Below are 12,098 nucleotides of genomic sequence, written 5' to 3'. Positions count from 1 at the left end.
CATTTTCAAATCTTCAAATTCTCAAATTAAAAAATCTTCCCCGGATTTAAAATTCCCTTCGGGTCAAATATGCTCTTGATACCGCGCCAAAGGGCAAAATGCACCTCCGAGTACTTTATCGGCATAAAATCCTTTTGCACCAAACCGATGCCATGTTCACCGGACAAGGTGCCGCCCAGCCCAACTGTAAGTTCGAAAATCTCTTTGATGCCGAATTTGAGTTTGCTGTTCCAATCCTCGTCGCTCATGTTGGCCTTAATGATATTTACATGCAGGTTCCCATCACCTGCGTGGCCATAACATACTGATTCAAAGCCATATTTGCCGCCAATCTCTTTTATTCCTTTAATCAGTTGTGGCAATTCGGCGCGGGGCACTACGGTATCTTCTTCTTTATAAACCGAGTTTGATTTTACCGACACGGCCATAGTCCGGCGCAACCGCCATAACTCCTCTTTTTGGGCCGATGAATCGGCAAAGAGCACATCTTTGCAATCATACGCTTCTAACACGGCGTTAATTTTTTCGCAGTCGGCAAAAATCACGTCCTGGTTATTTCCATCTACTTCAATCAGCAAAAAAGCCTGGATATCATCTTGTAAATCAAACGCGATATCATCATGCTCTTTCACCCACTCCACTCCTCTCCGCTCCATAAACTCCAATGCCGATGGCACAATACCGGCACGAAATATGGCAGAAACAGCCGCGCAGGCAGCTTCATTAGTTGCAAATGAGGCCAGCATCAAGGCGTCCAACGTAGGCAATGGAATCAGCTTCACCACAATTTTGGTAATAATCCCCAGCGTACCTTCCGAACCGATGAATAATTGGGTTAAATTATAACCCGACGCGTACTTAAGCGTATTTGCCCCTGTCCAGATAATTTCACCTGATGGTAAAACCACCTGCAGGTTCAATATATATTCGCGAATGGTACCATACTTAACCACCCTTGGTCCACCCGAGCCATGGGACACATTGCCCCCTATAAAGCAACTTCCTTTGCTTGCGGGGTCAACAGGGTAAAGCAGGCCTTTAGCAGCAGCCTGGTTCATAAACTCTTCGGTAATAACCCCTGGCTCAACCGTGGCCTGTAAATTAGCCTCATCAATCTCCAGAACCTTATTAAAGCGTTCCATCGCTATCAGCAAACCGCCTTTAATAGCCAGGGCGCCGCCGCTTAAGCCAGTACCGGCACCACGAGGGGTAACAGGGATCAGGTTGTCATAACAAAGTTTCATTAATGCCGAAACCTCCCCGGGCATTTGCGGGCGAGCAACTACTTCCGGGTAATAAACCAGGTCTTCCGTTTCGTCGTGACTATATTTTTCAAGCTCGTCATGCCGGCTGATAACGTTGCCGGCGCCAACAATAGCTATAATGGCATCTAATATCGATGGTGTTATTTTATTATATTCCATTTTACTGCTTGTTATAGTTAACAGTAACAGCCGAGTGAGTTACCTTACCCAACAACGGTGGGTTTAACTTTTTTATTTCCACACTAATGCTGTCTACGTATGGGTATTTTCTTTTTATTCTGTCTAAGATAGCTTGTGCTACGGTTTCTATCAGTTTGCGGGGATGTTTCATTTCCTCGCAGGCCATATAATAAACCTTTTCGTAATCAACAGTGTGTTTAAGCTCGTCGTCGGCTGGTTCAGTCTGGGGTATAAAATCAACTGTTATATCTACCAGGAAACGGCAGCCTATTTTTTGTTCTTCGGGATAAAATCCATGGTATGCAAAAAATTCTGCACCCTGCAGGGCAATAGTAGTCATGGTTCAAAAGTAGCAGATTTTGTTGGTTTAAAAATTGATTTATTTGTCAAAAACTTGCACAAAACTTGATATGAATTGAAAATTACCAACTAAAAAGTGCAGTTTTTTAGCTCTTTTTGTGCTTTATTTACCAATTGATTTTAAAACGTTTTGTGGCAAAACCGGTACATAAAACGCATATTTTTTTATGCCTGATTTTTTTTCAAAAAAAATAATTTCGTCAAAAACCATGTTTAAACTATCTAAACATAGTTTTTGATATAAAGTGGCTTGTAGTATCTAAAAACAGCATTTTTGGATTAAATAAGTCCACTTTAAATGCTATATATTTGCCCACCAAGTATAACATTATGGCTAAAACAGATCTGTACGAATCGCCCGATTATTATCAATTAGATGAATTGCTTACCGAAGAACATAAGCTTATCCGCTCGTCGGTACGCGATTGGGTAAAAAAGGAATTAAGCCCGATAATTGAAGATTATGCCCAAAAAGCAGAGTTCCCGATGCAGCTTGTAAAAGGCCTTGCCGAAATTGGCGCATTTGGCCCGACAATTCCGGTTGAGTATGGCGGTGCAGGCCTGGATTATATGGCTTACGGTATCATTATGCAGGAAATTGAGCGTGGCGATTCTGGCATTCGGTCGGCATCATCTGTGCAAGGCTCATTGGTAATGTACCCTATTTATGCCTACGGCTCTGAAGAACAACGTAAAAAATACCTGCCCCGCTTAGCATCCGGCGAAATCATGGGCTGTTTTGGGCTCACCGAGCCCGATCACGGATCAAACCCTGGCGGAATGACAACCAATATAAAAGATGCCGGCGATCATTATATCCTGAATGGCGCCAAAATGTGGATCTCCAACGCTCCATTTGCCGATATTGCTGTTGTTTGGGCTCGCGACGAGAATAAGAAGGTACGAGGATTAATAGTTGAGCGCGGTATGGAGGGTTTTACTACTCCTACAACGCATAACAAATGGTCGTTAAGAGCATCGGCTACCGGCGAATTGGTTTTTGATAATGTTAAAGTACCAAAGGAAAACTTATTGCCCAATGCTATCGGTTTAAAAGGTCCGCTCGGTTGTCTTAACCAGGCACGCTACGGTATTGCCTGGGGTGCATTAGGTGCCGCTATGGATTGTTATGATACCGCTTTAAGATATTCGAAAGAGCGTGTTCAGTTTGGGAAACCAATAGCGGCATTTCAGCTGCAGCAAAAAAAATTGGCCGAGATGATAACCGAGATAACTAAAGCCCAGTTATTGGTTTGGCGTTTAGGTGTGCTCAAAAATGAGAACAGGGCCACTGCTGCTCAAATTTCGATGGCCAAGCGTAACAGTGTAGAAACCGCCATCAATATAGCCCGCGAAGCCCGGCAAATACTGGGCGGCATGGGCATCATCGGCGAGTACCCTATTATGCGGCATATGATGAACCTTGAATCGGTAATTACTTATGAAGGCACACATGACATTCACTTGTTGATAACAGGAATGGATATTACTGGCCTTGATGCATTTAAATAGTATAGGCAGCAATTATTTAAGTTCCGAAATATAGTATTGGCGTTTTCCAAACACTATATTTGTTGCTGCTATACAGTTAATGTGTTCGATTAAACCTATTGTTTTCTGCGGTAAAAGTTATTCGCATAATTTAATGTTATGCATAGCTTTTTTTTGTGCCTTACTTTTTGGAGCTTGTAACTATAACAATAAAGATGACGGTAACTATTCAAAGCAGTTTAACGCCATTTACGACACTATTAATAACTACCATCAGCTAACAAAACGGCAGCTTGTCGGCACGCGATATCTCGATTCCGCTTTTAAAAGGCTTAAAAATCCTTTTGTAAATGATAGGTTCCGCTTTTATAGTTTTCATTTTGTTTACGAAAGAAAAGCTGCCCATAATTCAAAAAAAGCCCTTGCTTATGCGGATAGTATGCTGGCTATGGCCAAACAAAGCGTAACGCGGCGCCAATACCAGGTTAATTATGCCGAGGCCAATTTCGCCCTCGGCGATGCTTATTTTGACCTTTCGCAGTTCAGCAACGCCTATAAATGCTTTTACCAGGGATATTATATTGGCAAAAGGCTGATTAGCAACCAAATACTGGCCGAATACACCTACCGGATGGGCATGGTGATGTTTAAACAGGCGCACTACCTGGATGCGGCCAATTTTTTTAAGCTTAGTTATAGCCAAAGCCGGGCTTATAAAGATGATTTCAGGGCATTTTATCAACGACAGGAGCTGCTGGATAATATTGGCGAAAGTTATAAAAACGCGGGAAAAGCAGATAGCGCATCTGTCTACTTCAAAAAAACACTTGAATATATCGATAGCAATAATGCAAGATTTAGCAACCTGGCCGGAATGCTGGAGACTGCCCGTGGGGTGGTTTATGGCAACCAGGGGGATATGGCTTTGATAACAGGCAACTATACACTGGCCGAACAGATGCTTAAAAGCAGCATCGCCATAAATTTTAAAAAGGGTAATGATAACAAAGACGCGCAATTAACTGAAATAAAGCTTGCACGCCTGTACCTTAAATTAAACCGGCAAAAGGATCTTTACCTGCTACTTAAAAATCTGCGCACTCAATTAGACAGCCTTCCTAATAACGATGCAGAAGCCGGTTGGAATTATTTAATGAGTAAATACAGCCAGCAAAATAATGATAACACTGCGGCACTAACTTATTTAAAAAAGTACTCGGCACAAAAGGATTCATTAGTAAAGCTGGCCAATTCACTTAAGCGTACCGATGTAACAACGCAGCAAGCCAATTACGACAAGCAAAGCGAGATAGACAGCCTGAAAAACAACAATAAACGACAGCTAATATTCATTTACATTGCTGTTTTATTATCTGTTATGGCGGTAATAATTATATTCCTGATTTTCAGAAATATGAAACAATCAAAAAGGGATATGCTGGCTATCAAGACGTTAAATGAACAAATAAACTATCAAAAAGAAAACCTGGTGCATACCCTTAATGAACTGCACGGCGCAAGCCGGGAAAAAGACCGCATATTAAGAACCGTGGCACATGACCTCAGAAACCCGCTTGGTGGCATCGCGTCGCTTTCGGCGGTCATGGCAACCGAAGATTATACGCCTGATCAGCTGGAAATGCTTAGTCTGATAAAAGATACCTCTTACAATTCGCTCGACCTTATTAACGAGATATTAGAAGCTACCAATTCAGCCACCGCGCCTATCAGGAAGGAATGGGTTGATATTAACGCGCTGACAACCAACAGTGTAGAATTATTGCGCTTTAAAGCTGCCGAAAAACACCAGTCTATAAAACTCCACCTGCCCGAAAATCCGGCGCAGGTATTTATAAGCCGGGAAAAAATTTGGCGCGTTATCAGCAACCTGGTCACCAATGCTATTAAATTCAGCTACGATGGTGGCAGTATAACAGTAGGCTTAAAAAATCACGAAAGCGGTGTTGAGATAACAGTAAACGACAATGGGATAGGCATCCCCGATAAGCTAAAACAACAGGTTTTTAATATGTTTACCGATGCCAAGCGGATTGGCACAGCCGGTGAGAAATCATTCGGCCTGGGCCTTTCCATATGCCAGCAAATTATAGAAAAGCACAATGGAAAAATTTGGTTGCAAAGTAATCCAACCGATGGCACAACTTTTTACGTTTTTTTGCCTTTTGAGGCCGCGGCGGTTTAGTTTTATAACACAATATGCAGACACCAGCCTTTGTGAATGACAAAATTATCGTTAAAAATTTGCTGCTGAGATATTTTATTTAAGTTTAGGAAGTATTTAAAACGCATAACCCCAATTCCCTGGTTATTAAAATTAATGTTCAACTATAAAAGCATACTCCGAAACGGGCTTCACATCAACATGCTGACGAGCTTGCTTTACATTTGCTTCGTTATCATAATTTTTTCCTGCAACCGGGCTGCAAATTCGTTTTTTTCGTCGTCGGCGTTTAACAAGGTACTTGATTCAGTAAGCAATATGAACGATGGCGGCAAAAAAGAAGAAGCCATGCATTACCTGAATTCGGCGTATCGCCATTCAAAAAACCTTAACCTGCTTCAAACTTATAGCTATTACCGGTTTAATTACAACTACTTTTATTCTGTAAAGGGCGATAAAAACACCTCTCTGTTATATGCAGATAGCATGCTCTATCTGTTTAACACACCTGATAAAAAGTCAAGATATGCTACCGAGTACGGGCAATCATATTTTTATAAAGGCGATGTTTTATTTGACCAAAACAGGTATAACGAGGCGTACGAAAACTTTTATCACGGCAAAATAATTGGTAACAATAATTTAGATGAGTGCGTTTTGAGCGACTATAGCTACCGGATGGGTATGATCATGTATAAACAAGAACACTACCGGCTGGCGGCAGCATACTTTAAAAACAGTGCAAAAGAAAGCGCCGGGTGTGCTGGCAATTTCGGCGCGTTTTACCGTACGCAGGAATTGACGGATAATATAGGCTTAAGTTATAGTGCGGTAAACTTAACCGATAGCGCTCTTTTTTTTTATAACAAAGCACTCGACTACATTGACCAGCACCAAATACAATATCGCGACCGAAGAGAAATGCTTGATATGGCCCGCGGTGTTATTTACGGCAACCTTGCCAATGTGTATATTGGCCTTAAAAAGTATAGGCAGGCTAAAGCTTTGCTAAAAAAAAGCATCCGTATTAATTTGCGGAAAGGTAACGACAACCAGGATGCCCAATATGCAGAATTAAAGCTGGCCGCCGTGTACAATAATCTAAACCAGGCAGATTCGCTGCTAAACATATTAAATGTAATAAAAAAACAGTTTGAATATTTACACCAGCAGGATGCCAGGGCGGATTGGAATTACTTAATGTCGGAATATTTGGTGAAAAAAAGTAAGCCGGACGAAGCGATTAAATATTTTATACAGTATGATGCTTTAAAAGATTCCATCAATCAAAAAAACAAGGCGCTTAAGGAAGCGGACATAGCCGAACAAATAAAGCGCCTTGAAAAGGGTAATGAGTTTGACAAACTTAAAAAGAACAGTCAGCAACAAAATATTTATCTTAATGTAACCATAGTTTTTGTGGTGATGCTGGTTATGATCATTTCGCTGGTATTCCTGAATTGGCAGAAATCAAAAAAGAACATTCAAACACTTGGAACGCTAAACCAACAGATAAACGAACAAAACACCCATCTTGAACATGCTTTGAACGAACTTAAATTAAACAGCCGGGAGAAAGACAGAATTTTACGTACTGTAGCTCATGACCTGCGTAACCCTATTGGCGGCATAGCATCGCTAACTTCTGTAATGGGCGAAGATGATTACACTGATGAGCAAAAAGAAATGCTCAACCTGATCAAAGAAACCTCCTTTAACTCATTAGAACTGATAAATGAGATATTGGAAGCAACAAATTCGGCCAATACCGGATTAAATCTTGAGCAAGTTGAAATTAACGGCCTGCTTACCAACAGTGTTGAACTGCTACGCTTTAAAGCTGCAGAGAAAAGCCAAACCATCAGCCTTGAATTATTACCCAGCCCCCTTGAGCTTATGATAAGCCGCGAAAAAATATGGCGTGTAGTAAGTAATTTAATTAGCAATGCTATAAAATTCAGCCCGGCCGGTGCGCCAATATTTGTTAAGGTTGAAGTTTTTGAACGGGAAGTGCAAATTTCGGTAAAAGATAGTGGCATTGGCATCCCAGACAAACTTAAAAGCCAGGTTTTTAATATGTTTACAGATGCAAAGCGCCCTGGTACCGAAGGTGAAAAATCATTTGGACTGGGCCTTTCAATATGCCGGCAAATCATCGAAAAGCATAATGGGCGTATTTGGTTTCAAAGCGATACCGAACACGGTACTACATTCTACTTCTCGCTTCCAAAGTAAACTCTTCGTGTTTAACGGGCTTTTTTAAAAACTCCGCGAACCATTTACCCGATGCCTTTATAATCCGTTTTTGCGTAGTATGGTCTACGTGGACTAAACCAAACCGCGGGTGATATCCTTCGGCCCATTCAAAATTATCGGTAAGCGTCCAAACAAAATAGCCGTTAACATTACAACCTTCATTTTTTGCTTTTAAAACCTGGCTCAAATAATCCTGCAGGTATTGGAGGCGCTTGGGATCGTTCACTTCGCCGTCGGTAACCTCGTCAGGAAAGGCCGAGCCGTTTTCAGTAATAATGATGTTCTTTATTTGCGGATAAGCGGCAAACTTTTTTATCATATGATAAATAGCCGGGGGATGAATTTCCCAGCGCATTGCTGTTAATTCGACCTTGCGGTTTTCGGCTTTAACAATGCGTGCGTTTACGTAAGGCGTAAAAAAGGAATATTGAACAATCTCGCGGGTATAATTTTGCACTCCGATAAAATCGAAATCAAACTTCATGTTGTCCTCATCGCCCGGCAAAATGTATTTTTGTATTCCCTTTAAAGCGGGTAAATCTTTAATCGGGTAGCCCATTCCTAAAAGCGGTTCGATAAAAAGGCGGTTTATCAGGGCATCAACCCGAACAGCTGCTGCCACATCGCGCGGCTTATTGGTTAAAGGCTCAACCTGCGAACAAGAAAATGTGTTGCCAATTTGCGAATTGGGTACCAGTTTACGCAATATTTTTGCCCCGGCAACTATGCTTAAAACAACATGGTGAATTACCGATGTAAAACTCCTGATACCACTACGTCCCGGAGCATGGATACCAAAAAAATAACCGGCGCCTGTAAAAACCACAGGTTCGTTCATTACCATCCAATGTTTTACCCTGTCGCCAAAGTTTTGAGCACATAAGGTGGTAAATTCACTAAACCAGGTAATTACATCACGATTGGCCCATCCTCCTTTTTGCTCAAGCACTAATGGCAAATCCCAGTGGTAAATAGTTACCCAGGGTTCTACACCTTGCTCGAGGCAATAATCAATAACGCGGTTGTAATAATCAATACCAGCCTGGTTAACTGCACCCGTACCATTGGGTAACAAACGTGTCCACGATATCGAGAACCGGAAATTAGGAATATTCAATTTTTTAATAAGATCGATGTCCTCCTGGTACCTGTTGTAAAAATCGCAGGCGGTGCGGGCATGATCGTCATTTAATATTTTACCTTTTTTCGTTGTAAAATTGTCCCAAACAGATTCGCCTTTGCCATCGGCATCATGAGCACCCTCAATCTGGAATGCAGCAGTAGATACGCCCCAATTAAAATCGGGGCCAAAAAGTTCTCTGTTCAGAGCTGTATGCTGTGGAGTGAATTTCATTAAATGGACTACGAGGGTCCAAAATTGCAATATTATTTACGAAACCGGGGTATAAAGTTTTATTATTAATGAATGAAGGATGATTTCATGCTTTTTAACATCATCCATTCCCTTATACCACTAATAAGCCTTGAAAACACATTGATAAATTTCATAGCCTTGTTTTTTAATTATCTAAAGGTACCATGGGGATATAACATAATTGTAACAACTGTATTATCAAATTGTTAAACACGAATTTCACTAACACGAATATCCCGAATTAAGGCCAATTCCACGAACTATAAAGGCATAGTTTATTATTTAACCAACTTTTTATCTGCGTTAACCACCCACCCTAATCAGTGAAATTCAACTCAATTGGAGACATTCGTGTCCATTCAATTCGTGAAATTCGATTCAATTCGAGACATTCGTGTTTATAAATTCGTGTTATATGAAAAGCTATTTTATAAAAATGTTCAAATACAGCCACTTCGCTAACTGCGCTTTATTAAAAGCCATTACCGATGCCGGCAATCCCAGGGGCCCTATAAAGTTGATGTCGCATTTGCTTGCTGCCGAACGCCGGTGGCTGGACAGGGTAAATGATGTGGAACCTTATCCCAATGCCGAATTATGGCCCAAAGAGTATACCATTGAGCATTGTACCCACCTGGTAAACGAATACAATGAAGAGTGGCTTGGCTTCCTTGAACGAGTTACCGAAGAAGATTTGAATAAAGTTATCATTTATCAAAACGCCCTGGGTAATAATCAAACATCTGTAAGCGATATTCTTACACATGTAATAAATCATGGCACTCATACCCGGGCGCAGGCCGGCCAGCAGTTGAAACTTTCCGGCACAGAAACCTTACCCATTACCGATTATGTTTATTATTTAAGACAACTAAATAGTTAACATTAATAGCTTTATTTACAATATTTGCCAATACAAAACGCAACCATGAAAAAGTATATCGGGATTGTATTAAGCCTTGCCATTTTATCGGGATGTGCCGACAATAAAAAACAGGAAAAATTGCTACTGGATAGCGTTATCGCCGTGCACGACAAGGTAATGGCTAATGACGAGCACCTGATGAAAAACAAAATGTTGCTGGATAGCCTGGTTAAAAACGTACCCAACATTAACGATTCGGCAAAAGTTTGCCTTAAGCTGGTTGATGACGCAGATGGCGCCATGAGCGATTGGATGCACAACTTTGACGTGGAAAACAAAGGTAAATCGCACCAGGAAATCATCGACTACCTGCGCGATCAAAAAAAGAAAATCGCGGCTATCGACGTTCAAATCAGCAATGCGATAACCGAATCTGACAAATATCTTACTCCAAATAAAAAATAAATGCGCAAATTAATTTTGGGCGTTATCGTATTATCGGTGTTAAATGCCTGTAACAATAAACAAAGCAAACTGCCTATTTTAGGCAACCGAGAGCCTGTTACTAAAACGGTGGATGGAAAATCGGTTGTGGATACAGCCTACGCCACTATTCCCGATTTTAAATTTGTGAACCAGTATGGCGATACTATAACACAAAAAAACCTTGATGGCAAAATATATGTGGCCGATTTCTTTTTTACCACCTGCCCTTCTATCTGCCCGGTAATGCACCGCAACATGCTCAATGTGTATAAGGAGTTTAAGGCCGACGATAATTTCCGGATCATATCACACACCATCGACCCTAAATATGATACCGTTCAGGTACTTAAACGCTATGCCGATAAAATGGGGCTTAGTGGTAACAACTGGTGGCTTTTGCATGGCGATAAAGGCAGCACTTATACCATAGCCAAAAGCTACCTGCAAACAGTACAGGAAAAAAATCCCGCGGGGCAATATATACATGATGGTTTTTTTATATTGATAGACAAACAAAAACGCATCCGCGGAACGTACGAAGGTACCGACCCCAAAGAAGTGGACAAAATGATAGCCGACATCAAAATACTAAAGGCCGAACCAGACCAAGCCGCAGCCAAATGAAATTCAAAGTAACAGGGGGTATTTTATTACTGTTGATAGTCATTTTTTTTTCATGCCAGAACGATGGGCAGCTTGAATTTAACCGCTATTACTCTGGTGGCAGCGTCATTTACCTTACCCGCTGCGCAAACTGCCACGGCACCAAAGGCGAGGGTTTGCAGGCACTGATACCACCGCTTACAGATTCAGCCTATCTTAAAAAGAATAAAAACGCCTTGGCCTGCTTTCTTAAAAAAGGGCTTAAGGGACAAATTAATATCAATAACAAAACTTTTGAGGGAGAAATGCCTGCTGATAGCCTTGCCCCCATTGAAATTGCCAAGGTACTTACTTATGTTACCAACTCATTCGGCAATAAATTAGGCACTATAAACCTGCAACAAGTGCAGGGCGATTTGGAGAAATGTAAATAGGTAATTGGCGCTGCACGTTAGCTAAACAATAGATTCCTGGTCAGACTATGAACTATGAACCATCAACTATGAACTAAAACTGCTACCTTTGTACCTGCAAAACGTTCTATCGCTGCTAATTTATTAGCTTTATTAGCGGAGGAAAGTCCGGGCAACACAGAGCATCCTGCTTCCTAACGGGAAGGCGCCGGCAGCCGGCGACAGCAAAGTGCCACAGAGAAAATACCGCCACGGTGCAAACCGGGGTAAGGGTGAAAACGTGAGGTAAGAGCTCACGGCTTTTCCGGGCGACCGGAGATGACGGTAAACCTCAGGAGTTGAAAAACCAAATAGGTCTTGAAAGTGGGGCTGCTCGCTCCCGCTCGCCAACTTGTTGGCGACGTTAAGATGGGTAGGTTGTTTAAACCTGTCAGCAATGGCAGGGCCAGATTAATGATAGAAGTTGCCTTTAGGGGCAATACAGAACCCGGCTTACAGATTTGCTGCTGAATTATATAACCCTTTCCTGCAAACAGGAAGGGGTTATTTTTGTTTACAAGCAAAAGTGTTTGTTTTTCTATACAAAACGATATATTAGCGACAGAACAATTACAACCTATTA

Annotated in this window: 10 protein-coding genes and 1 other RNA gene; 8 read left to right on the top strand and 3 right to left on the bottom strand. The window is 41.4% G+C overall.

The genetic code is table 11. From position 1 onward, the window contains the following. Positions 1 to 26: 26 nt before the first annotated feature. Positions 27 to 1,424: an FAD-binding oxidoreductase gene (locus ACFGVS_RS02175; RefSeq protein ID WP_274213326.1), complete on the bottom strand. Its 1,398-nt coding sequence runs from the start codon at positions 1,422 to 1,424 to the stop codon at positions 27 to 29. A gap of 1 nt (position 1,425) precedes the next feature. Then, positions 1,426 to 1,785 (bottom strand): dihydroneopterin aldolase, encoded by a 360-nt coding sequence (gene folB, locus ACFGVS_RS02170; protein ID WP_439697261.1) that lies wholly within the window; start codon positions 1,783 to 1,785, stop codon positions 1,426 to 1,428. A gap of 350 nt (positions 1,786 to 2,135) precedes the next feature. Here folB and ACFGVS_RS02165 point away from each other — a divergent pair, with 350 nt between their 5' ends. The 3 genes from ACFGVS_RS02165 to ACFGVS_RS02155 all read left to right on the top strand — a co-directional run bounded on the left by ACFGVS_RS02165 (position 2,136) and on the right by ACFGVS_RS02155 (position 7,713). Then, positions 2,136 to 3,317: an acyl-CoA dehydrogenase family protein gene (locus ACFGVS_RS02165; protein WP_439697260.1), complete on the top strand. Its 1,182-nt coding sequence runs from the start codon at positions 2,136 to 2,138 to the stop codon at positions 3,315 to 3,317. Positions 3,318 to 3,450: 133 nt separating this feature from the next. Next, positions 3,451 to 5,499 carry a tetratricopeptide repeat-containing sensor histidine kinase gene (locus ACFGVS_RS02160; protein ID WP_439697259.1) on the top strand — a complete coding sequence of 683 codons (2,049 nt, stop codon included), beginning with the start codon at positions 3,451 to 3,453 and terminating at the stop codon, positions 5,497 to 5,499. Positions 5,500 to 5,634: 135 nt separating this feature from the next. After that, positions 5,635 to 7,713, top strand: coding sequence for a tetratricopeptide repeat-containing sensor histidine kinase (locus ACFGVS_RS02155; protein WP_439697258.1), 2,079 nt, complete (start codon positions 5,635 to 5,637; stop codon positions 7,711 to 7,713). On the opposite strand, the gene ACFGVS_RS02150 is transcribed toward ACFGVS_RS02155, so the two are convergent. Continuing rightward, positions 7,685 to 9,088: a GH1 family beta-glucosidase gene (locus ACFGVS_RS02150; protein ID WP_439697257.1), complete on the bottom strand. Its 1,404-nt coding sequence runs from the start codon at positions 9,086 to 9,088 to the stop codon at positions 7,685 to 7,687. The genes ACFGVS_RS02155 and ACFGVS_RS02150 overlap by 29 nt on opposite strands. A gap of 436 nt (positions 9,089 to 9,524) precedes the next feature. Here ACFGVS_RS02150 and ACFGVS_RS02145 point away from each other — a divergent pair, with 436 nt between their 5' ends. From ACFGVS_RS02145 to rnpB, 5 genes are all read left to right on the top strand, one after another. Then, positions 9,525 to 9,992, top strand: coding sequence for a DinB family protein (locus ACFGVS_RS02145; protein WP_439697256.1), 468 nt, complete (start codon positions 9,525 to 9,527; stop codon positions 9,990 to 9,992). A 45-nt stretch (positions 9,993 to 10,037) separates the two neighbouring features. Continuing rightward, positions 10,038 to 10,439, top strand: coding sequence for a hypothetical protein (locus tag ACFGVS_RS02140; protein WP_439697255.1), 402 nt, complete (start codon positions 10,038 to 10,040; stop codon positions 10,437 to 10,439). Next, positions 10,440 to 11,084: an SCO family protein gene (locus ACFGVS_RS02135; RefSeq protein ID WP_439697254.1), complete on the top strand. Its 645-nt coding sequence runs from the start codon at positions 10,440 to 10,442 to the stop codon at positions 11,082 to 11,084. Then, a complete protein-coding gene (locus ACFGVS_RS02130; RefSeq protein ID WP_439697253.1) occupies positions 11,081 to 11,497 on the top strand; it encodes a c-type cytochrome in 417 nt (138 codons plus the stop codon). The genes ACFGVS_RS02135 and ACFGVS_RS02130 overlap by 4 nt, the downstream gene beginning before the upstream one ends. Positions 11,498 to 11,590: 93 nt before the next feature. Next, positions 11,591 to 11,987, top strand: an RNA gene (gene rnpB / locus ACFGVS_RS02125) — RNase P RNA component class A. Positions 11,988 to 12,098 lie beyond the last annotated feature (111 nt).

Source organism: Mucilaginibacter sediminis, from assembly GCF_051903035.1.
In the GTDB taxonomy this organism is placed as follows: Bacteria; Bacteroidota; Bacteroidia; order Sphingobacteriales; family Sphingobacteriaceae; genus Mucilaginibacter.
The sequence above is the reverse complement of the archived record's forward strand: the minus strand, read 5'-3'. Positions and strand labels throughout refer to the sequence as shown.